This window comes from Actinoplanes subglobosus (genome assembly GCF_042650585.1).
GTDB lineage: Bacteria > Actinomycetota > Actinomycetes > Mycobacteriales > Micromonosporaceae > Actinoplanes > Actinoplanes subglobosus.
The window spans coordinates 60,799-82,178 of the sequence record NZ_JBHSBL010000028.1 but is presented as its reverse complement, the minus strand read 5'-3'; the positions used below and the strand labels follow the sequence as shown (position 1 = coordinate 82,178).

22 protein-coding genes are annotated in these 21,380 nt (G+C 71.1%); 10 read left to right on the top strand and 12 right to left on the bottom strand.

What is annotated here, in order from left to right; all coding sequences use genetic code 11:
* Positions 1-34: 34 nt before the first annotated feature.
* The 4 genes from ACFO0C_RS40880 (at position 35) to ACFO0C_RS40865 (ending at position 5,927) form a co-directional block, all read left to right on the top strand.
* Positions 35-1,558, top strand: coding sequence for a diguanylate cyclase domain-containing protein (locus tag ACFO0C_RS40880; protein WP_378072203.1), 1,524 nt, complete (start codon positions 35-37; stop codon positions 1,556-1,558).
* A gap of 9 nt (positions 1,559-1,567) precedes the next feature.
* On the top strand, positions 1,568-3,769 hold the full coding sequence (locus ACFO0C_RS40875) for a putative bifunctional diguanylate cyclase/phosphodiesterase (RefSeq protein WP_378072202.1): 2,202 nt from the start codon (positions 1,568-1,570) through the stop codon (positions 3,767-3,769).
* Positions 3,770-3,856: 87 nt separating this feature from the next.
* Positions 3,857-5,089: a glucose-1-phosphate adenylyltransferase gene (gene glgC, locus ACFO0C_RS40870; protein WP_378072201.1), complete on the top strand. Its 1,233-nt coding sequence runs from the start codon at positions 3,857-3,859 to the stop codon at positions 5,087-5,089.
* Positions 5,090-5,282: 193 nt separating this feature from the next.
* Positions 5,283-5,927 (top strand): hypothetical protein, encoded by a 645-nt coding sequence (locus ACFO0C_RS40865; RefSeq protein WP_378072200.1) that lies wholly within the window; start codon positions 5,283-5,285, stop codon positions 5,925-5,927.
* A 156-nt stretch (positions 5,928-6,083) separates the two neighbouring features.
* Here the strand turns inward: ACFO0C_RS40865 and ACFO0C_RS40860 are convergent, their stop codons facing one another.
* From ACFO0C_RS40860 to ACFO0C_RS40830, 7 genes are all read right to left on the bottom strand, one after another.
* A complete protein-coding gene (locus ACFO0C_RS40860; RefSeq protein ID WP_378072199.1) occupies positions 6,084-7,139 on the bottom strand; it encodes a TolB family protein in 1,056 nt (351 codons plus the stop codon).
* The gene (locus ACFO0C_RS40855; RefSeq protein WP_378072198.1) at positions 7,136-7,657 is read right to left on the bottom strand and encodes a SigE family RNA polymerase sigma factor; all 522 of its coding nucleotides are present in this window, start codon (positions 7,655-7,657) and stop codon (positions 7,136-7,138) included. The genes ACFO0C_RS40860 and ACFO0C_RS40855 overlap by 4 nt, the downstream gene beginning before the upstream one ends.
* Positions 7,658-7,861: 204 nt before the next feature.
* Positions 7,862-8,875: an AraC family transcriptional regulator gene (locus tag ACFO0C_RS40850; protein WP_378072197.1), complete on the bottom strand. Its 1,014-nt coding sequence runs from the start codon at positions 8,873-8,875 to the stop codon at positions 7,862-7,864.
* 10 nt (positions 8,876-8,885) lie between these two features.
* Complete coding sequence (locus ACFO0C_RS40845; protein WP_378072196.1) at positions 8,886-9,260, bottom strand: phospholipase; 375 nt, start codon at positions 9,258-9,260, stop codon at positions 8,886-8,888.
* 23 nt (positions 9,261-9,283) lie between these two features.
* On the bottom strand, positions 9,284-10,675 hold the full coding sequence (locus ACFO0C_RS40840; RefSeq protein ID WP_378072195.1) for a DUF4331 domain-containing protein: 1,392 nt from the start codon (positions 10,673-10,675) through the stop codon (positions 9,284-9,286).
* 50 nt (positions 10,676-10,725) lie between these two features.
* On the bottom strand, positions 10,726-11,001 hold the full coding sequence (locus ACFO0C_RS40835) for a hypothetical protein (protein WP_378072194.1): 276 nt from the start codon (positions 10,999-11,001) through the stop codon (positions 10,726-10,728).
* A gap of 103 nt (positions 11,002-11,104) precedes the next feature.
* Positions 11,105-11,983 carry a lytic polysaccharide monooxygenase gene (locus ACFO0C_RS40830; protein ID WP_378072193.1) on the bottom strand — a complete coding sequence of 293 codons (879 nt, stop codon included), beginning with the start codon at positions 11,981-11,983 and terminating at the stop codon, positions 11,105-11,107.
* 120 nt (positions 11,984-12,103) lie between these two features.
* Here ACFO0C_RS40830 and ACFO0C_RS40825 point away from each other — a divergent pair, with 120 nt between their 5' ends.
* Together ACFO0C_RS40825 and ACFO0C_RS40820 are read left to right on the top strand one after the other, a co-directional pair.
* Positions 12,104-12,472 carry an FKBP-type peptidyl-prolyl cis-trans isomerase gene (locus tag ACFO0C_RS40825; RefSeq protein WP_378072192.1) on the top strand — a complete coding sequence of 123 codons (369 nt, stop codon included), beginning with the start codon at positions 12,104-12,106 and terminating at the stop codon, positions 12,470-12,472.
* Positions 12,473-12,618: 146 nt separating this feature from the next.
* Positions 12,619-13,179 (top strand): GNAT family N-acetyltransferase, encoded by a 561-nt coding sequence (locus tag ACFO0C_RS40820; RefSeq protein ID WP_378072191.1) that lies wholly within the window; start codon positions 12,619-12,621, stop codon positions 13,177-13,179.
* Between the two features lie 41 nt (positions 13,180-13,220).
* On the opposite strand, the gene ACFO0C_RS40815 is transcribed toward ACFO0C_RS40820, so the two are convergent.
* From ACFO0C_RS40815 to ACFO0C_RS40805, 3 genes are read right to left on the bottom strand one after another with little or no spacing between them, the layout of a single operon-like run.
* Entirely contained in the window at positions 13,221-13,400 is a 180-nt protein-coding gene (locus tag ACFO0C_RS40815) for a hypothetical protein (protein WP_378072190.1), read from the bottom strand.
* On the bottom strand, positions 13,397-14,284 hold the full coding sequence (locus ACFO0C_RS40810; protein WP_378072189.1) for a hypothetical protein: 888 nt from the start codon (positions 14,282-14,284) through the stop codon (positions 13,397-13,399). The genes ACFO0C_RS40815 and ACFO0C_RS40810 overlap by 4 nt, the downstream gene beginning before the upstream one ends.
* Before the next feature lie 43 nt (positions 14,285-14,327).
* Positions 14,328-14,537: an RNA-binding S4 domain-containing protein gene (locus ACFO0C_RS40805; RefSeq protein WP_360324861.1), complete on the bottom strand. Its 210-nt coding sequence runs from the start codon at positions 14,535-14,537 to the stop codon at positions 14,328-14,330.
* Between the two features lie 84 nt (positions 14,538-14,621).
* Here ACFO0C_RS40805 and ACFO0C_RS40800 point away from each other — a divergent pair, with 84 nt between their 5' ends.
* Positions 14,622-15,422 carry a DUF1775 domain-containing protein gene (locus ACFO0C_RS40800; protein ID WP_378072188.1) on the top strand — a complete coding sequence of 267 codons (801 nt, stop codon included), beginning with the start codon at positions 14,622-14,624 and terminating at the stop codon, positions 15,420-15,422.
* A 171-nt stretch (positions 15,423-15,593) separates the two neighbouring features.
* Here ACFO0C_RS40800 and ACFO0C_RS40795 read toward each other — a convergent pair whose 3' ends face one another.
* A complete protein-coding gene (locus ACFO0C_RS40795) occupies positions 15,594-16,532 on the bottom strand; it encodes an exopolyphosphatase (protein WP_378072187.1) in 939 nt (312 codons plus the stop codon).
* A gap of 191 nt (positions 16,533-16,723) precedes the next feature.
* On the opposite strand from ACFO0C_RS40795, the gene zwf reads away from it, so the two are divergent.
* Both zwf and ACFO0C_RS40785 read left to right on the top strand, forming a co-directional pair.
* Complete coding sequence (zwf, locus tag ACFO0C_RS40790) at positions 16,724-18,217, top strand: glucose-6-phosphate dehydrogenase (protein ID WP_378072186.1); 1,494 nt, start codon at positions 16,724-16,726, stop codon at positions 18,215-18,217.
* Positions 18,218-18,302: 85 nt separating this feature from the next.
* Positions 18,303-18,638, top strand: a complete 336-nt coding sequence (locus ACFO0C_RS40785) for an STAS domain-containing protein (RefSeq protein WP_378072185.1) — start codon at positions 18,303-18,305, stop codon at positions 18,636-18,638.
* Positions 18,639-18,678: 40 nt separating this feature from the next.
* On the opposite strand, the gene ACFO0C_RS40780 is transcribed toward ACFO0C_RS40785, so the two are convergent.
* Positions 18,679-19,719 carry an ROK family protein gene (locus tag ACFO0C_RS40780; RefSeq protein WP_378072184.1) on the bottom strand — a complete coding sequence of 347 codons (1,041 nt, stop codon included), beginning with the start codon at positions 19,717-19,719 and terminating at the stop codon, positions 18,679-18,681.
* 115 nt (positions 19,720-19,834) lie between these two features.
* Here ACFO0C_RS40780 and ACFO0C_RS40775 point away from each other — a divergent pair, with 115 nt between their 5' ends.
* Positions 19,835-21,379, top strand: coding sequence for a DUF1800 domain-containing protein (locus ACFO0C_RS40775; protein ID WP_378072183.1), 1,545 nt, complete (start codon positions 19,835-19,837; stop codon positions 21,377-21,379).
* Position 21,380 lies beyond the last annotated feature (1 nt).

Sequence of the window (21,380 nt, the reverse complement as noted above, 5' to 3'; positions counted from 1 at the left end):
AGGTCGGCCCGTGCCGGTGACGATGGGTGCGGTCGTGAGACGGCTCGACGACTGGCTGTGGTCCGGCTTCCTGCTCGGGGGCGTCGCGGTGACCGCGGGCGCCCTGACGCTGCCCCAGCCGGGCAGTGAATGGCTGCTGGCCGCCCTGGAGGCGTGCGCCGCGCTGGCCGTCGTGGCCGGGATCCGGCGCTACCGGCCGGAGGGCGCGCTGTTCTGGTGGCTGATGGCGGGCGGCCTGTTCTGTTTCGCCCTGACCCACCTGGCCGGCCCGCGCGGCCCCGGCCCGGTGCTCGACCAGGTCATGCTCGGAGCCGCCTTCCTGCTGGTCACGGCGGCGACGGTGGTACGGGTGAGGGCGTGCTCGCAACCCGCGCACCGCCGGGCCAACCTGCTCGACGGCGCGATGGTGCTGCTCGGCGTGATGGCCGGCGCCTGGTCCCTGGTGATCGGCCCGGTTCTCGCCGAACGCTGGCACCACCCGACACCCGCCGCGGTGTTCGGCCTCTTCACGATCCTGACACTGCTGCGGGTCGCGGCGGCCGCGGTGCTGCTTCTGGCCGGCGACCCGCGCAACCGGGCCCACCAGATGGTCGTGGCCAGCACCTTCATGCTGTTCGCGGCAGACGCGTCGTACGCCGCCTCGGACCGCCCGCCGACCGTCTGGCACATCCTGGTCTGGATGACCGGCCACCTGATGATCGCGTCGGCCGCCCTGCACCCGTCGATGGCCCGGGCCGAGCGCGGGCGCAACCCGGAGACCCTGTCCCGGACCCGGCTCGCCCTGTTCGCCGCGGTGACCGCGTTCTACCCGCTGATGACCGGGCTCAACGCCCTGCCGATCATGAGGGCGGGCCCGCCGCCGGACCAGCCGCCGCCCGGGGAGAGCGGCCTGCACATGTTCATGCTGCCGATGCTGCTCGGCGTCGGTGTCAGCGTGCTGCTGGTGCTGCGGATGGGCATGCTCGGCAACCTGGCCGAGCGCCGGGCCCGGGCGCTGGACGTGGCCCTGCGCGCGCAGGAGGCGCTGCGGGCCGAACTGGAGCACCGGGCCACCCACGACCCGCTGACCGGTCTCGGCAACCGGGCCGCGCTCACCGAGGCGCTCACCGAGGCCGTCTCCCGGCCGCCGGGCGAGCGGGGCTGGCTGCTGCTGCTCGACCTGGACGGGTTCAAGGAGGTCAACGACACCCTGGGCCACCCGGTCGGCGACGAGCTGCTGGTGGCGCTGGGTACCGGGTTCCGGCGTACCGTCCCGGACGGCCTGGTCGCCCGGCTCGGCGGTGACGAGTTCGCGGTGATCGTCGACGGCGGCGCGCTGGACACCGCGGACGCGCTCCTGCACGCCGCCGCCCTCGACCACCTGCTCGCCGGGCAGCCGGTGCGGGTCACCGCCAGCATCGGGGTGCTCGCCCTCGACGACGTGCACACGTGTGCCGAGGCGCTGCGCGACGCCGACGTGGCCCTCTACGCCGCGAAGGCCGCGGGCCGTGGTTGCTATCGGGTTCACACTCCGGAAAGCGACCGGGCCGGCACCCGTACCGCAACCGGCGTCGGGTGACATGGCGACGTGCACATCCACCGCTTCCCGGCCTGGCAGCTCACCCTCGTGGGTGGCTCCGTCGCCGTGCTCGCCCTGCACGCGTCGGGCGGCCCGTACGGCTGGCTGATCCTCCAGGCCGCCGGCACGGCGGTCCTGTTCCGGGCCGCCCGCCGGCACCGGTGCGGCTGGTGGCTGTTCTCCCTGGCGAGCGCCTCCGGGACGCTCGCGTCGCTGTGGTGGACGGTCCGGGGCGGCGAGCCGGCGAACACCCCGATGGGCCTGACCCTGGCCGTCCAGTACGCCCTGCACGCGGCCGCGGCCGTCCAGTTCAGCCGGCTCCGCAGGCCGGGCGGCGCGGCCGAGGCCGGCGCGGTGGTGCTGGCCCTGGCCATGCTGGCCTGGTCGTTCATCGTCCTGCCCTACCTCGGCCGGCCCGGTTACCGGATGGTCGACGACGCGCTGGCGGTGCTCTACGCGGTCCTCGACCTGATGATCCTGGCGACCGCGCTGCGTGCCGCGGCCGGCGCCCGGCGGGTTCCCGGACTGCTCGTCGCCGGCGGCGGCATGCTGATGATCACCGCGCACCTGGTCTACGCCGCGACCGCCGCCGAGGGCACCCGGCCGTTCCTGCCCGGCGGGCTGCCGCACCTGGTCCTGCAGTTCTGGTGGGTGCTGATCGTCGCGGCCGCCCTGCACCCGCGGGCCGCGCAGGACCTGGCCGCCGACCCGGCGCCCGGCCGGATCACTCTGATCGTGATGTACGCCGCGGCGGTGGCCAGCCCGCTGCTGCCGGCGATCGCCAACCCGTCCGCGGTGATCATCGTCCCGGCGCTGCTGACCGCCGCCCTCTGCGGTCTCCTGCTGCTGCGGATCGTGGTGCTGGCCCGGCTCGCCCAGCGGCGGGCCCAGCAGGCCCGCGCGGCCCTCGACGAGCAGCAGGTGCTGCAGCGACGGCTGGCCTACCGGGCCGGGCACGACGCGCTGACCGGGCTGGCCAACCGCGACCTGCTCATGGAGCACCTGGGCCGGGCCGCCGCCGGGGACCGCCCGTACGCGCTGATCCTGTGCGCGCTCGACGGCTTCAAGGAGATCAACGACACCTACGGCCACCACGTCGGCGACACCGTGCTGCGCCAGGTCGCCGGGCGGCTGCTGCTGTTCGCGCCCGAGGTGGAGCTGGTGGCCCGGCTGGGCGGCGACGAGTTCGGTTTCCTGATCACGGCCGGCACCGACGCCACCGGCCTGGCCGGGCGGGTCGTGACGGCGGTGTCCGCCGCGCCGTACGCCGTCGACGAGCGCCGCATCCACCTGACCGCACGGGCCGGGCTGGCCGACGGGGTGCCCGGCAACGACGCCGTCCTCGGTGACGCCGACCTGGCCCTGCGCGCGGCCAAGCAGGCCGGTGGTGCCCGTACCGCCCGATTCGACGAGTCGCTGCGCGCCGAGCAGTCGGAGCGGACCCGGATCGCCGCCGGGCTCCGGCAGGCACTCGCCGACGGCACGCTGTTCATGCACTACCAGCCGGTCGTCGACGCCGCCACCGGCCGGGCCACCGGGGTGGAGGCGCTGATGCGCTGGCGCCGCGACGGCGAGCTGGTGCCGCCGGGCGTGTTCATCCCGGTCGCCGAGCAGACCGGCCTGATCGGGGCGATCGGCACCCGGGCGCTGTGGCTGGCGTGCGGGCAGGCCGCCGCCTGGCACCGCGAGCACGGCATCTACCTGACCGTCAACGTCTCCACCCACCAGCTGCGCGACCCCGGCTTCACCGCGACGGTGCTGGAGATCCTCGCCGACACCGGCCTGCCCGCCGCCGCCCTGGTGCTGGAGATCACCGAATCGGTCCTCATCGACGCCGCCGACACCCCGGTCCTCGGTGAGCTGCGCGCGAACGGCATCCGGATCGCGATCGACGACTTCGGCACCGGGTACTCGTCACTGGCGTACCTGCACGCGCTGCCGGTCGACATCCTGAAGATCGACCAGTCGTTCATCCGCCGCCACCAGGACCCGCCGCGGCCTCAGGACGTGAGCCTGACCAGGGCGATCCTGGAACTGGCCCGCAGCCAGGACCTGCTCGCGGTGGCCGAGGGGGTGGAGACCCCGGGGCAGGCCGAGCTGCTGCGGGATCTGGGATGCCCGCTCGCGCAGGGCTATCATTTCGGGCGCCCGGCCGATGCCGACACGATCGACACGCTGATGCGGGAGCATACTTTGAAGGCCGCGGTCTGACCGGTAAGAAGGTTGCAGCACCAGCAAGATATTTCGAACCGCCCTTTCGGGTGGCGCGGGGGCGGCCGGAATATTAGCGTCCTCCCCATGGCAGTCAAGGTGCTTGCGATCGTTCTGGCTGGTGGGGAAGGCAAGCGCCTGATGCCGTTGACGGCTGACCGGGCCAAACCCGGCGTGCCCTTCGGCGGCATCTATCGCATGATCGACTTCGTGCTGTCGAACCTCGCGAATGCGGGTTATCTCAAGATCGTCGTCCTGACGCAGTACAAGTCGCACTCCCTCGACCGGCACATCTCCAAGACGTGGCGCATGTCGACGCTGCTCGGCAACTACGTCACCCCGGTCCCGGCCCAGCAGCGGCTCGGCCCGCGCTGGTTCGCCGGCTCCGCCGACGCGATCTACCAGAGCCTCAACCTGATCAACGACGAGTCGCCCGACTACGTGATCGTGTTCGGCGCCGACCACATCTACCGCATGGACCCGAAGCAGATGGTCAACGACCACATCGCCTCGGGCGCCGCGGTGACCGTCGCCGGCATCCGCCAGCCGCTGTCGCTCGCCGACCAGTTCGGCGTGATCGACGTCGGCCCCGACGGCAAGAAGATCAAGGCGTTCCGGGAGAAGCCGAAGGACGCGGTCGGCCTGCCCGACTCCCCCGGCGAGGTCTACGCGTCGATGGGCAACTACGTCTTCACCACCCGGGCCCTGTGCGAGGCCGTCTCCGCCGACGCGCAAAATCCGGACAGCAAGCACGACATGGGCGGCAACATCATCCCGATGCTGGTGGAGAAGGGTGAGGCCAACGTCTACGACTTCCGCGACAACGACGTGCCCGGCGCCACCGACCGGGACCGTGGCTACTGGCGCGACGTGGGGACGCTCGACTCCTTCTACGAGGCGCACACCGACCTGATCGCCACGCTGCCGATCTTCAATCTCTACAACCACGACTGGCCGATCTTCACCAACTACGGCTCGTGGCCGCCGGCCAAGTTCGTCCACGGCTACGACGACCGCCAGGGCCGGGCCATCGACTCGATGATCTCCCCCGGCGTGGTCGTCTCCGGCGCCCTCGTGGAACGCTCGGTCATCTCCCCCAACGTGCGGGTCAATTCGTGGGCGCACGTGGACGGCGCGGTGATCATGGAGGGTGTATCGGTCGGCCGGCGCGCGGTCATCCGCAACGCCATCATCGACAAGAACGTGGTGGTCCCCGAGGGTGCCCAGATCGGCGTCGACCTCGACCGCGACCGCAAGCTCTACACCGTCAGCGACAACGGCATCGTCGTGATCGGCAAGGGCCAGAGAGTAGAGCTCTAACCCCTTCTTCCGGTACGGCTACGCCGGCCCCGGGCGCACCTGTCGCGTACCGGGGCCACCCCGCGACGCAGGTGGCCCCTCGCGGTCCCGGCGCGACCGCCGGGGCTGAGGGCGGCCCACCACCGTCAACCCACCGGCGCCCCCGCCGATAGGCGATGTGCCGTCATCGTGGGAACGTAAGGGGTGCCAGGACATGCCGAACCGTGGGCTGATTCCCGCCGCGCTCGTCGTCCTGGCGCTCGTCGCCGGTGGTGCGGGCTGGTGGAGCACGAGGACCGGCGACATGCTGCGGGTCGACGAGCCGGGCCTGACCGCGGCCGTCCGCGCCGCGACCGTCGTCGAGCGGGCTCCCAGCGACTTCCTTCCCGATCTGCGGTCGCGGAATCCACCCGATCCGGCGGCCGTCCGGGTGCTCGTCGCGGAGATCGAGGACTGGCCCCGCGTGTACGAGGCTCTCGACGCCCTGGACGCCGCGGACCTGACGTTCGAGGAGCGGTCCTTCCGCAAGCCGCTGCGCCTGTCCGTGGGCGAGTACCACACCGCGCACAGCGCGATGGCCGAGCTGATCGTCCGGCCCACCGGCGTGGCCGGGGTGCCCGCCTCCAACGAGTTGCACATGGCCCACAAGCGCCGGATCGACGACATCCGGGAGATGGCCGGCCGCCTGAGGGAGTCCCTCGAGGCACGAAGCGCCCAGGCACGCACCGGCGCCGGAACCGCCCGCCTCACCAGCCGCGTGGCCTTCACGGCAGCCGCGGCCCTCGTCCTGCTGGCCGCGGCACTGGCGTTCCGCCGCCCGCGACGGTCAGCGCCGGTCCCGGAGGAACCGGGACGGTGAGACGCCGAACCACTCGCTCCGACCCGCGTGGTGACGTGGTCCGATCCGCACCACACGTCACCGCACGAACCTCCCCCACCCCGCGTGGTGACGTGCGGTCCGATCCGCACCACACGTCACCGCGCGGATGCGGACGCCGGCGGGGGAGGCGTTCGGTCAGAGCAGGGTCGCGGTCCGCAGGATCGCCGGCTCGGTCCATTCGACGTGGATGTCGGCGTCCGGGCCGATGACCCTCGCTCTGCCCCCGGCCCGGAGCAGGAGGAAGCCGTCGGCGGCCGGCCGGATCTGCACCTGCTTCCCACCGGCCCCGGCCGGCAACTCCACGTCGCGGCCGGACCCGGTGTCGACCAGACGGAACCCGGACCGGATCAGGTCGGGGTCGCTGTTCTGCATGCCGACGATCACCCGCAGGCCGTCGTCGGTGACACCCTGCACACTGAAACCACCGGTCGGGCTCTCGTCGCGGTGCGCGACCCGGCGCTCCTCGGAGCCGTCCGGCCGGGCCACCACGATGTCCCCGCCGTCCCGGTAGGCGACCCGGCTGCCCGCCGGTGACCAGGCCAGATAGCCGGTGACATGCCGGAACGCGGTCGCGCTGGTCGCGCCGGTGACGGTGTCGACGAGCACCCGAGGCCCGGCGTTGCCCTGCCGGATCAGCAGCTGCCGCCCGCCGGGCATCCACACCGGGCTGTTGCCGCCGGTGCAGGCCACACCGGTGATCACGGTCCTCCGGTGGCCGCCGTCCGGCTCGGCCACGACGAGATCACCGGTGGCGCCACCGCCGTCGGCGACCACCCAGGCGATCCGGGTGCCCTCCGGCGTGACGGTCAGGCCGCAGGTGTCGCCGGCCGGCGTGAACAGGGTGGTGACGGTGTCGAGGTCCCGCAGCAGCTGGAGGCGCCCGTCCGCGGCGAGGAAGAACAGCCGTTCCGGCAGGGTCACGGCCGGGCCGGTCTGCACCAGGCTCGGCAGCGGCGCCGGCGGGGACGACGGCGCGGCCACCTCGACCGGTGTGTCCCGGGACGGTCCGGGGAGCCCCGCCCAGGCGACGCCGGAGGCGATCACCAGCACGGCGGCGGCCGCCGACCCGGCGAGCAGAGCCCGTCGCCGGACGGTGGCCCGCCGCGAGGACGCCAGCACCCGGTCCCGCATGTCCACCGGGGCCATCACCTCGTCGGCCAGATCGGCCAGGTGCTCGGGGAGGTTGATCATGACAGGGCTCCGTTCCGGGTCTCCACGTCGGCGAGTTCGGGGGCGATGGCCCGCAGCCGGGCCAGGGCTTTCGCGGTCTGGCTCTTCACCGTGCCGACCGTGACGCCGAGCAGGTCGGCGACCTCACGTTCGGTGCAGTCCTCGAAGAACCGGAGCACCAGCACGGCCCGCTGCCGGGCGCTCAGCCTCAGCAGCGCGGCCCGCATGACCAGGCGCAGGCTGACCGCCCCGGCATGGTCGTCACCACCGGACCGGTCCGGCATGACCTCGGGCATCACCTCCGCCACCCGGCGCCGCCGCCACCAGGACACCTGCAGGTGGTACATGGTGCGCCGGGCGTAGGCCTCGGCGTTGCCGGTGTCGGCCAGCCGCTTCCACGACTGGTGGGTGCGGGTCAGCGCCGACTGGACGAGGTCCTCGGCGAGTTGCTGGTCACCGGTGAGCAGATAGGCCGAACGCAGCAGCGCGTGCGTCCGGGTACGGACGAAGGAATCGAAGTCGTCATCAGCGGCTCCCACCCGGGAGTCCCCCGTTCGTCGATGGCGTTCTCGGTCGCGGAGTCCCGGCCCGACGGCATCGAGCACATCCTGTGGCATCGAAGGTCCTCGTGGTCGATGGCGGAGGGCACCGGCAGCCCGCATGTCTCGCCACCCAAGACGCTCGACCAGGCACGGATGGTTGCCGTCGATCCGTGGTGGATTCGGGAGCCTCCGGTCGTACCCCTAAAGACGGTCCCGGAGGGTCTGCGACGGTGACACGCCGAACCGGTCGCGGTAGGCGCCCGCGAAGCGGCCGAGATGGGTGAAACCCCAGCGGTAGGCGACCTCGCTCACGCCGGCCCGGCCCGGATCGGAGCGGGAGAGCTCGGCGTGCACCCCGTCGAGGCGCAGGCGGCGCAGGTAGGTCAGCGGCGGCATGCCGACGTGCTGGCGGAACGACTCCTGGAGGACGCGGACGCCGACGCCGGCCAGGCCGGCCAGGTCGTGGATCGTCCAGTGCCGGGCCGGCTCGGTGTGCATGGCGTCGAGGGCACGTTTGACCGTGCGGGGGCGGTGCGGGCCCTGGAGGCCGGCCGGTTCCTCGCCGTAGGGATGCTCGACGGTCAGCGCGAGGCCGCTGACCACCATGTCGCGCCAGCGCGCGGCCATCCGGGGGCGGCTGGCCAGGGCGTCGGGAGCACGCAGCTCACTGAGCAGCAGGCGGGTGAGGGCGGCCCAGGTCCGGCCGGGGCCGTCGACCAGGTCGAAGGTGGCGCCGAGCGGCAGCGGGGAGACGACCCGGTGATCGAGCGCGGCGTCGACCTCGCGCTCGAGGGCGGCCCGGTCGACCTTGACGCTGAGCAGACGGCAGCTGCCGGGCCAGTCGAGCTCGATGCCGCCGGTGGGGCGGTAGACGACGGCGCGGGTGGCGTCGGCCAGGGTCACCGCGCCGCGGTGCCGGGAGCGGACCGCGCCGCTGAGCGGGACCAGCACGTGGTACGCCGTCTCCAGCGCGCCGATGGTGATGCGGATGTCCGTCCCGTACCCGACCTCGCCGAGGGTGATCGGGCCCAGGGTGACCACGTCGGCGGCGAAACGCATCCGGCCGGGGTCACCGACCGGATCGATCCGCAGTGGTCCGTAGTAGAGCTTGCGGCAGAACTCCCGGGCCTCGTCCATGTCGGAGGTGCGCAGGCCGACATGGACCGGGACGTCCGCGCCCGGCGATGCCGGGCCCGGGAGCCGACCACCTGCCATGGCGTCCAGACTAGACCGCCAGTGGAGTCCTTCCGGGGACGAGATTCGCCGGCCAGGTGACCTCGGCGACCGCGCCGCCCTGGACTTCCACCTGCGTGAACGGCGTGTCGTCGTCCTGCCAGACCACGTAACGGCCTTCCGGAAGACTGTCGATGACCACGCAGAAGGTGACACCGGACCGGACGTATCGGGCACGGACCGCCGCGTGGGTCCGGTGCCCGGTGTCCTCGACCGGCGACACCTCGATCTCGTGGCCGTGCAACGTGGCCGGCGTGTGGATGATCAGCGCGCCGATCGTGCCGCCGATGTTCAGCATCACCGTGCCCTGCCCGGACGGGGCGTAGGTGTGGTGGTGATGGTGGTGGTCGCCATGTCCGAGGCTCATGCCGTACTCCCTCGTGGGTCGTATCAGGACGGGTTGTTGAAACCGTCGAAGGGGGTGGGCAGGAAGGGGAACTTCTTGAGCAGCGAGGCGCTGACGTCCTTGATGCTCAGGCCCTGCTCGACGAGCCCGGATGCGGCGTCGGCCTTGAAGTCCTTGTTGACCAGCGGCAGCGTCGCGCCGGCCACCGCCTTGATCGAGATCGACACGACGTCGTCAGCGATACGCCGACCGTTCGGGAACCCGGCGATGTCGCCTCCGACGACACCGAACTTGTTCTCCTTCTCCGCCGGCGGGATGGCCGTGTTGAGCCGCAGCATGTCGGCCTGGAGCGTGCCGGTGTTGTTCTGGAAGCCCTCGATGATGCCGTCCGGGATACCGGTCAGCAGGATCGCCAGCAGGTCGGCGCGGGCTTCCTTGGTCTTGTTGAACTCCGCCAGGTTGTCGAAGAGACCCGGGTAGAGAACCGGCAGGAGCGCTCCCAGTTCGGGCGTGGCGACGAACTCGGCGAACCGCTTGTCCTCGCTCGGCGGCAGGCTGTTCCACTTGTCCTTCTGCGCCATCGGCACGATGACCTCGTTGAACAGCGGGTTACCCAGGCGGGAGACCTGCACCTGCGGGCCGACCACGACGTCGCCGCCGCCCTTGTCGCCACGCACCTCGACCTGCCGGCGGCTGGCCGACGTCCACACGCCGATCACGGCGCCGGCGTCCTTGGCCCGGACCCGCTTCTTGCCGTCGCGGCGGACCATGTCCAGCGGGATCTGGATGGCGATGCTGTGCACGTTGGTCTTGTCGGTGGCGTTGACCGCCTTGCCGGCGTAGTTGAACAGCTGCTGGCCGACCAGGTGCTTGTCCTGGAACGGGCGCAGGGTGCCGAGGTCGAAGATCGAGCCCAGGTCGACGAAGAAGGCGTCGGCACGCTGGCCGGCGAAGACCTTCTCGCGGCTCTTCAGCTTGTGGACGGCGTCCTCGGCGAGCTTCGCGTAGTTCGGGATCGAGATCTTGCCGACGTTGCAGGGCGGGCACGGCAGCTTGTTGGCCAGCACCGTGCTCTTGCCGTGGCTGTCGACCTTCGTCACCGAGTAGAACTGCCGGCGGTTCCAGTTCTCGTCGTCGAGCGACTTGATCTGGCCGGTGTTGTACAGGAACGTCTTGTCGTTGCGCAGCTCGGTGCGGAACCGGAACTGGTAGGTGATGTCCGGGCGGGCGTCACCGTTCGCGTCGATGTGGATCTCGTAGAGCACGTCGTCGCCGAACTCGAAGAAGTTCGGGCCGCTCGACGGCAGCTGGAGCGGCACGTAGTTGGCGATGATCGTGACCGTGTCCGGGTCGTCGGGGCTGACGAACGCGTACAGGTCGGAACTGTCGGCGACCGGGTCCTTGCTGATCTCCGGCGCTTCGCGATGGGAAGACATGTTCGGGGGGATCTCCTGTCGGGAAGAACGTTAGGTCGAAACGTCGGAAGTCAGCGGCCGGCGGCTTTGAGCAGGCTGGCCACGAGCTTCTTGTCGGTGATCGTCTTGACCTTCTCACCGGAGAAGACGTCGATCGTGCCCTTCTTGACATCACGCAGCGAGATCACGAGCGGGGCACCGTCGTCATCGCTTTCCGCCGTTCCGGCGAGGCTCAGCCCGGCCACACCGGCGGCGGAGACACCTACACCTGTAGCGGCCAGGGCCAGCACGCGGCGGCGGGACAGCCACGAGGTGCGGCCCGGTGCGCGGTAACGAACACGACTCATGCTAGGCCTTTCGTCGTTGGGGGGCCTGACAGGCAATGCATCGTCGACGCCCGTCAGTACGAGATCCAGATGCCGGCGGTTCAACAGAAAATTCAGGGAACTCTCAACGAGTTTCGCGGCGGCGCAGCCGGGAGAGGCCCGCACCGGCCGCCACCAGCGCGGCGACGGCCAGTGCGCCGCCGATGAGCCAGTGACCGAGACCGATCATTTGATCGTCGGTCGTCGTCACCCCGGCGGCGAGCTCCGGCGCGATGCTCGGCGCCTCCGTGGGTTCGACCGTGGCCGGGGGCGCCGTCGTCGGCTTCACCACCGCCGTCTCCTCGGCCACCGGGGCGGGACTGGGACTCTTCGTGACCGACGGCGTGGCGGCCGCCGGGAACACCAGATCGGAGCAGGAGTAATAGGTGTCCGGTGTACTGGAGGTCTCCCAGACCATGTAGAGGATGTGCCGCCCGGTCCGTTTCGGGAGGGTCACCTTCATCCGGTACGCCCCGCCGGTCAGCGGTGGATCCTTGATCTCGGCGAGCGGGTCCCCGAGGTCGTCCCAGCTCAGCTTCTTCAACGGGTCGTACCCCGAACGGGTGAGGAAGATCCGGAACGAGCCCCGGTGCGGGATCGTGCCCCGATAGGTGATCCTCAGGTTCTGCCCGGACTTCACCTGCGTCGACGGGAAGTCGTCGCGCGCCAGGTCGAGACCCCGGTAGAGGTCGATGCCCGCACTGCACAGCTTCCCGTCCGGGACCCGCTGCCGGTCGTCCTTCACGTCGGCCAGCCGCAGATTGTCGTAGGCGCCGAGGAACCCGTCGGTGGCCTTGAGGGCCGCCTTGCACGCCGCGGCACCCCGTTGCACCCCGTTCCCGGCGCAGGCTGCGCTGCGGCTGATCGGTGTCATCGGTGCGCCGTGCGCGCTCGCGGGCGAGGGCGCGACGGGGACGGCGGCCGCGGTGACCAGCGCGGCGGCGGCGATGCGGCGGACTGACATGAGATCTCCCGGGTACGGCAGTGCAGAGCCACCCGGGGGTACGGAGTTCAGGCACCGCTCGTTCACCGGCCACCGCGCTGTGATTGCATGGCCGAGTCAGGTAAGAAACCAGGAGGATTCATGCACAAGCCCGATGTCGGCCCCATCCCCGACGCTCCCGCCAGCGAACTGCTGATCGAGGACATCGTCACGGGCGAGGGCCAGGAGGCGAAGGCCGGCGACTTCGTCAGCGTGCACTACGTGGGTGTCGCCCAGTCCACGGGCAAGGAGTTCGACGCCTCCTACAACCGGGGCGAGGCGTTCGGTTTCCGGGTGGCCGGCCAGCAGGTCATCGCCGGCTGGGACCAGGGTGTCGCCGGGATGAAGGTCGGCGGCCGTCGCAAGCTGGTCATCCCGCCGCACCTGGGCTACGGCTCGCGGGGCGCGGCCGGCGCGATCAAGCCGAACGAGACCCTCGTCTTCGTGGTGGACCTGCTCCAGGTGCACTGAGCGGTGGACCTGCTCCAGGTGCACTGAGCGGTGGACCTGCTCCAGGTGCACTGAGTCGCCGCTCGCGGCGGCCGCGTGACGCGAAAAGGAAACGCGGCCGCCGAGAGCGAAACGAGAGAAGATCGACACCCGGCTCCGTCATGATCATGACCATGCAGCCGCTGGAGAACCCCGGAGTGACCACGGTCCGCGTCGCGCCCACGGCCGACCTGCGCCCGGACGAGCGCCTCGCCGTCCGCGAACTGCTGGACACCGCCTTCGACGGATCCTTCGACGACCACGACTGGGACCACACGCTCGGCGGGCTGCACCTGACCGTCACCCGCTCCGGCCGCCCGGTCGCGCACGGCGCCGTGGTCCAGCGCCGTCTCCTGCACGACGGCCGGTCGCTGCGCTGCGGTTACGTCGAGGCGGTCGCGGTGCACCCGCGGTGGCGCGGGCAGGGCCTGGCCGCCGCGGTGATGACCGAGGCCGAGCGGCTGATCGACGGCGGCTACGAGATGGGCGCGCTCTCCGCCTCGGAGAAGGGGCACGGCCTCTACCTGTCCCGCGGATGGGTGGTCTGGGAGGGCCCGACGGCGGTGCTCGCGCCCGGCGGCGTGATCCGCACCCCCGACGACGACGGCAGCACCCTGGTCCGCCCCGCACCGGGCCTGTCCCTCACCGGAACCCTCACCTGCGACTGGCGCGACGGCGACGTGTGGTGATCGGATGGCGGCCGGCGGACCGGCCACCATCCGTGACGCCGTCAGCCCAGCGGGGCCGCCCCGCGGTCTCCCCCGGCCGGCCGCCGCACCACAGCGGGACCGGCGCCGGGCGGATCGGCCGGGTCACGCGGATCGGGCCCGCGCCCGTTGTCACCACTCTCCTGAGCCGGGCGAGCACCCTCGGTGTCCACGCTCTCGGCCGGCTCGCCGATCGGGTTCACGCCTGCTTCTTCAGGTCGGCGCACTCCTTCTCGTCCGGCAGCAGCGGCCGGAACTTGATCTGCCACTTCTTGCCGGCCGACTCCCAGGGCGTGCGCTCGTTGCCCTTGGCCGCCGCTGCGAGCACCTCGTCCTTCGCGGTGCCGTCGACGGTCAGGCAGTTGATCCGCAGCTCCTCGTTGAGGAAGGCGCCGGGCAACTCGGCGGCCGGCCACTTGACCGGCGCGCCGGCCAGGCCGTCACCGGTGTCCTGATAGGGCGAGGCCAGCACGGCGACCCGCTCCGCCTGGTACGGCTTCGCCGCGGGACTGGCCGCGTCGGCGAACAGCTCGTGCAGTGAGCCGATGAACTCCGTCACCTTCTTGCGGGCGGCCTGCTGCGCCGCGGTGAGGGAGGTGTCGTCGGGACTGGCCTGCCCCAGGGCCATCACCTCGACGGCCTGTTCGCCACCGGCGGTGACGACACTGATCCTCGTGCTGGGGGCGTCGGCGACTCCCGGCGTACCGAAATCGGCTCCGGCCTTGACGCCGGCCGCGACGGCGCCGGCGGTCAGCTCGCGGACCTGGGCCTCGCTGAGTCTGATCTCCTGGAGGTTCGGCAGGGACGGGCCGGGATAGATCAGGGTGACCGGGCCCTCGGTGATCGCGCGGCCGTCGGCGTAGACGGTGAACTGCGGGAGCCGGGAGGGGATGGTCTCGGCCGGGACGAAGCCGCCGCGGTATTCGACACGCAGGGCGATGGTGGCCGGATCGGGGGTGGTGCTCTCGGTGACCGGAGCGGCGGAGCCCGGAGCGCCGGCCTCGCCGGCGACGCCGGGCCGGGCGCAGGCGCCCAGCAGCAGTAGGGGGACGGCGACAGCGGTCATCAGACCGCGGTTGGTGGTCATGCCCGGTACGACGACACCGGCCCCGCCGAGGTTCCGGCTTTTGCTAAGAAACCACCCGCGCCCGGCGGCCCTGGACCTCGACCACATCGCCGGGGTGCAGCTGCCGGCCGCGGCGCACGTCGACCTCGCCGTTGACCGTCACATCCCCCGAAGCGATGAGGATCTTGCCCTCGCCGCCGGTGTCGATGAGATCGGCCAGCTTGAGGAACTGGCCGAGCCGGATCATGTCGCCGTCGATGGGCACGTCACGCATGGGCTCATCATCCGCCACGAGATCTCCCGGAAATCTTCTGGGTCCGGGTTGAACCATCGGGACCGGTGATCCGAACTACATGTCGTGAGGCATCTCGGGCTGGCCCGCCGCGCGGGCGCGATGACCGCTCTGACCGCCGTCGGCGTGCTGTTCGCCGCCGGCCCGGCCATGGCGGATGTGACGGTGAACCCGGCGAGCGCGCCGCAGGGCAGTGGAGCGAACCTGAGCTTCCACGTGACCAACGAGGGCGCGGCGCCGATCACCGAGGTGACGCTGAGGATTCCGGCCGACACGCCGGTGGCCGAGGTGTACCCCCTGTCGGTGGACAAGTGGGCGCCGAAGATCACCTATCAGAAGCTGCAACAGCCACTCAGCACCATCCACGGTGGCACTCCGGCGACCGAGGCCGCCGCGGCGATCACCTGGCTCGCGGTGGACGGCACCACCATCGCGCCGGGCGGCTCCGCCGACCTGACCGTGGCGATCGGCCCCATGCCGGCGCTGAGCACGATGCGGTTCATGGTCGAGACGAAGTACGCCGATGGGAAGGCCGGCCCGGTCATGCCCGCGACGATGGCGCTGACCCCGTCGAACGGCGGTCTCCCGGTGTCGCACCACGGCGACCCGCTCGCCACCACGACGGACACCACCGCGGCCGAGGACGCCATGTTCGCCGCGCTCGTGGCCGACGCGACCGGCGGACCGTCCTGGCTCTCCGTCTCCGGCTGGATCGTGGCCGCTCTGGCGCTGCTCGGCAGCGGCTGGGTGATGCTGCGCGGCCGGCACCGGGCCACCGAGGAGGAGAAGCCGGTGGAGGACGAGAAGGAGCCGGCCGAGGAGGAGAAGGAGCCGGTCGGCGCCGGTAAGTGGAGCTACAAGGGTTAGAGACTCCCACGCAGGCCGGGCCTGCAGTTTGGGAAAACCTCACGCGGGTGGGCGTGAGGAAACGTCGTGGCGAGCGCGTGGGGCGCGGAACCACGACCGGCGGGTGGGGCCCGGGCAAGGCCCGTGATCCGCGTGCTGTGCGGGCGGGACCCGAGGGTCCCGCCCGCACGGTCATACCGCGACCACCCGCTCCGTGCGGAGCGCGTCGATGATCTCGCGTTCCACCCGGTCCGACTCGTCGTGCGGGACCTGGCAGGTGCCGGCCGCGAGGTGACCACCGCCGCCGTAGCGCAGCATCACCTCACCGATGTCGACCGGCGAGCTGCGGTCCAGGATCGACTTGCCGCAGGCGAAGACGGTGTTGAGCTTCTGCCGGCCCCAGATGATGTGCACCGACACCCGCGACTCGGGGAACAGCGCGTAGACCATGAACCGGTTGCCCGCCTCGATCACCTCCTCCTCCCGCAGGTCGACGATGATCACGTCGCCCTCCAGGTGGGAGACCCGGTGCAACTGCTCGACGAACCGGGCCGAGCAGTCGTGGAACAGCTCGGCCCGCTCGACCACGTCCGGCAGGGCGAGGATCTCGTTGACATCGTTGTGCTCGATGCACGCGTCGATGAGCTGCATCATCAGCTGGTAGTTGGAGATCCGGAAGTTGCGGAACCGGCCCAGGCCGGTGCGACTGTCCATCAGGAAGTTCAGCAGCGTCCAACCGGTCGGGCTGAGGATGTCGGTGAGCGAGTAGTCGGCCGAGTCGGCCTGGTCCACGGCACGCATCAGGTCGTCGGTCACCTTCGGGAAGCGCTCCTTGCCACCGAAGTGCTCGTAGATCACCCGGGCCGCCGACGGTGCCTCCGCGTCGATCACGTGGTTGTCCAGGCCGCCGGTATTGCGCAGGGTCTCCGAATGGTGGTGGTCGAAGACCATGTTGGCGCGCGGGTCGTACGGCACGTTGGTGAGGATGTCCCGGTCGGAGATGTCCACGACGCCGTCCTGCACGTCCTTGGGATGCACGAAGAGGATGTCGTCGATCATGTCGAGATGGCGCAGTAGCACGGCACACACGAGACCGTCGAAGTCGCTACGGGTCACGAGCCGGTACTTCACAGGGTCCCCCTCGGTTGCCAGACCTTTGAACCCAGTTTGCCACTTTTTTCGCAATGGTCCGGGCGCATCGAGCTATGGACGTGTTCACCGCCACGTTGTCCCGCTTTGCAGGAAGCGGATGAACCCTCCGAGGGTCACCGGCCGTAAGGTTCAAACGGACGGTTACGACCCGGTCGGAGGACTCGCAGACCATGGACCACGCACCTCAGCTCATCCAGGAGCGCAGCGCCCCGCCAGCCACGCTGGTGATCTTCGGCGCGTCCGGCGACCTGACCCGCCGCAAGCTGCTGCCCGCGGTGGAGAACCTGGCCCGGCACGGCCGGCTGCCCGATCAGTTCGCGCTGGTGGGTGTCGCGCGGACGCCGATGAGCGACGACCAGTTCGCCGAGAGCGCGCTCGGCGGCCGCAGTCTCGCCGAGAAACGGCAGCTCGCGGGCGGTGTCCGCTACGTGGCCGGCGGCTATGACGACCCGGACACGTTCAAGCGCCTCGCCGAGACCCTCGACGAGCTGGACGCGGTCCGTGGCACCTCGGGCAACCGGCTCTTCTACCTCTCCACTCCGGCCGGCGCCTTCGAGCCGGTCATCAACGGGCTGGCCGGCGCGGGGCTCAACCAGGCGCGCGAGGGCTCCTTCTCCCGGCTGGTCATCGAGAAGCCGTATGGGCGCGATCTGGCCACGGCGCGTGAGCTCGACGGCATCGTGCACGGCGCGTTCGAGGAGCACCAGGTCTTCCGGATCGACCATTATCTGGGCAAGGACACCGTGCAGAACGTTCTGGCCCTGCGCTTCGCCAACTCGATCTTCCAGCCCATCTGGGACCGGTCCTGGGTCGACCACGTGCAGATCACCGTGGCCGAGACCCTCGGCGTCGGCACCCGCGGCGGCTTCTACGAGGGCGCCGGCGCGATGCGTGACATCGTGCAGAACCACGTGCTCCAGGTCCTCGCGCTCGCGCTGATGGAGCCGCCCGCGTCGTTCGAGGCCGAGGGCCTGCGCAACGAGAAGGTGAAGCTGCTCCAGGCGATCCGGCTCCCCACCGACCGGGACATCGCCGACGCCGCCGTCCGCGGGCAGTACACCCGGGGTGGCACCCGTGAGGAGCTGATGGCCGGCTACCGCGAGGAGGTCGGCGTCGACCCGCTGTCGCGGACGGAGACGTATGCGGCGATGCGCCTGAACGTGGACAACTGGCGCTGGGCCGGAGTGCCCTTCTACGTGCGCACGGGCAAGCGCTTGCCGGCCCGCCTGACCGAGGTGGCGCTGCAGTTCCAGCGGCCGCCGCACCTGCCGATCCCGACCGACCAGCTGACCGGCCTCGACGCCGACGCGCTGATCCTGCGGATCCAGCCCAACGAGGGCATCTCGCTGCGCTTCGGCGCCAAGGTGCCCGGTCACTCGTTCCGGGTGCGGACGGCGAGCATGGAGTTCTCGTACGACCAGACGTTCGTCGAGGAATCCCCGGAGGCGTACGAGCGGCTCCTGCTGGACGCGCTGATCGGTGACGCGTCGCTCTTCATCCGCAGCGACGAGGTGCAGCACAGCTGGCGGATCGTCGACCCGATCATCGAGCACTGGAACAAGGACACTTCGCCGATCCCGACGTACGAGGCCGCGTCCTGGGGCCCGACCGACGCCGACCGGCTGATCGGACGCAACGGGCGCAAGTGGCGCAACGCCGCCTGAGTGGCGCAACCTGCGTGTGGTGACGGGCTCGCATAGGGTATTCATCGATCCCCGGCGAGCCCGTTCCACGCAAAGGACACACCATATGCAGGTCTCGGTCGCGCACCATCCACCGAACACGGCCGTGCTGGTCCTGCGCGGATCACTCGACATCGACACCGCGCCGGCCCTCAAGGCCAACCTGACCCGGCTCGTCGAGCGGCCCGCGCCACGCGTGATCGTCGACGTCGCCGGCCTCGACTTCTGCGACTCGATGGGCGTCGGTGTGCTGGTCACCGCGCACGGCCGGGCCGCCGAGCGGGGCGGCTGGGTCCGTCTCGCCGCCCCGTCGGGCTTCCTGCGGCGCCTCTTCGACACCCTCGGGCTCAGCGACTACCTGCCGATGTTCCCCGACGTCGCCGCCGCGCTGAAAGAGGAGTGAGGCGCTGAAAGAGGAGTGAGGCGCTGACAGCTGAGCGGCCTCAGCCACCGACCGTCTTGAGGGCGGCCACCGCGGCACCCCGGGCGCCCGCCATGTCCCGGTCCGGCACCAGGGCGAAGGTGGCCACCGCCTTCTGCTCGTCACGCAGGTCGGTGTTCTCCCGCACGGTGTTGAGGAACCACTGCCGGAAGTGCGGCGCCGCCTCGACCACACCGCCGCCCAGGAAGTAGGCCGACGGGTCGGTGAAGTTCGCCGCGATGGTGAACAGCTTGCCGATCGCCTTCGCCTGCTGGCCGAAGACGGCGAGGGCGAGCGGGTCGTCCTTCTCCCCGTAACCGCGCAGCGCCTTGGCGGCCACCGCGATCGGCTCCTCGGCGAGCGGGTGGTCCGGGAAACGGGTCAGCCAGTACGGCAGCAGGTTGTTCTTGATGCCGGTCAGCGAGGCGATGCTCTCCACGTCGCCGGCGAACCCGCAGTTGCACTGCGGGACGGGCTGGCCGTCCTCGAGGACACCGTGCAGCGGGATCTGCACGTGACCCAGTTCGCCGGCCATCCCGGCGGCGCCGCGGACCACCTGCCCGGCCTCGACGACACCGCCGCCCAGGCCGGTGCCGACGATCGCCGACACCGACGAGTGCGCCGCCGCGTCGGCACCGAAGTGCTGGTGGTGCGCGTAGAGGGCGGCCGCGTTGCCGTCGTTGTTGTAGACCACCGGCATGCCGAGCCGGGTCTCCAGAGCGCCCCGGATGTCGAAGCCGTGCCACGACACCTGGTTGAAGTTGGTCGCGCCCTTCGACGAGATCACCCCGTGCGCGCTGGCCGGGCCCGGGGTGTCCAGACCGACGGCACGGACCAGGGACAGCGGTGTCCGGGTCAGCTCCAGGATGTTGCCGAAGGCGTCGGCGAGTGCTTCGACGGCCGACTCGGGGCCCTCGAGCACCCGGCTCGGGTTCTCCACGAGGTCATTCACGAGGAATTGCCCCGTCGCGTCGAGCACGGTGGCGTTGTTGCAGGTGCCGCCGTTGTCGAGCCCGACGACGACCCAGGAGGACGGGGTACGTACGGTTTCAGCCTGATCCACGGTCTTGAGACTAAGTCAGCACCCCGTTTCCGGTCACGGGTGCGCCCGGATTGCGGGTGCGTTAGTCACGGTTGCAGCGGCGACGCGACCCGCGATCCGGGCCGAACCGTCTGGCATGACCAAGCCGACCCGCCGTACCGTGCTCGCCGGTTCCGTCGCCACCGCCGCCCTCACCGTGACCGGACTCGCCGCCGAGGTGCCCGCAGCCGCTCTGGCCGCGCCCGCGCCCGCCGCCTCCGCCCTGGCCCGGACCCTGGGCAACGACCCGATCGCCCACCTGCTGCGCCGCGCCACCTTCGGGGCCACCCCCGAGGCGCTGGCCGAGGCCCGGCGGCTGGGCGTCAGCGGCTGGCTGGACCGGCAGCTCGACCCGGCGCGGATCAGCGACTCCCGGTGCGACGCGGTCCTGAAGCGGCTGCCGATGGCCGGCGCCGACCCGGTCACCGTACGCGCCAAGTTGAAGAAGGACTCGTACGACGCGTTCAAGCAGCTCGGCCGGGCCGCGATCGCCCGCGCCGCGTGGAGCGAGCGGCAGCTGTTCGAGCAGGCCGTCGCGTTCTGGGCGAACCACCTGCACGTGACCGCCCCGTCCAGCGGCATCTGGGACACCCGCGCCGACTACGACACCACGGTCATCCGCAAGCACGCGCTCGGCAGGTTCGCCGACATGCTCAAGGCCAGCGCCCGGCACCCGGCCATGCTGACCTACCTCGACCAGCGGTCGTCGACCAAGGCTCACCCCAACGAGAACTACGCCCGTGAGCTGATGGAGCTGCACACCGTCGGCGTCGGCCGGTTCTCCGAGGCCGACGTTCTGGCCGCGGCCCGCCTGCTGACCGGCATGACGGTGGGTAAGTCGTCGCGGGCGTACGTCTACGACGCCTCGCTGCACGCCACCGGCGCCGTCGACATCCTCGGTTTCCGGCACGCCAACGCCGCCACCGACGGCGAGGCCGCCGCGTTCGCGTTCATCGACCACCTGGCCCGCCGCCCGGAGACGGCCGAGCGGATCGCCCGCAAGCTCTGCGTCCGCTTCGTCGCCGACGAGGCCCCGGCGTCGCTGGTCGCCAAGCTGAAGAAGGTCTATCTGGACGGCGACACCGCGATCGCGCCGGTGCTGCGGACGCTGTTCCTCTCGCCGGAGTTCGCCGCCTCGGTCGGCCAGAAGGCGCGCACCCCGTTCGAGGACACCGTCGCGGCGGTACGGGCACTCGGGCTGGGCCCGGACGCCTCCGGCGTGAAGTCGCTCGACGCGCTCTACAACCACCTGGTGCAGTCCGGGAACGCGCCGTTCCGCTGGAGCACCCCGGACGGCTTCCCGGACGTGGCCGTGTCCTGGGCGTCGCCGGCGGCGTTCCTGCTCCGCTGCAACCTGCACCTGAACCTGGCCGCCGGCTGGTACCCGAGCCAGCTGGCCCGCCCCGCCGACCTGCTGAAGTCCCTGGTCCCGGTGTTGCCGGCCACCTACGGCGCGCTCGTCGACGCGCTGGCCCTGCGGCTGGCCGGCGCGAAACTGCCGGCCGCGCACACCGCCGCCGTGCTCAGTGTCGCCGGGAAGGTGCCGACGAGTCCTCTGACCGCCAATGACAAGTCGCTGAAGGGCGCCGCGCCGTACCTCATCGCCCTTGTCCTTGACTCGCCGTCCTTCCAGCTGAGGTGAT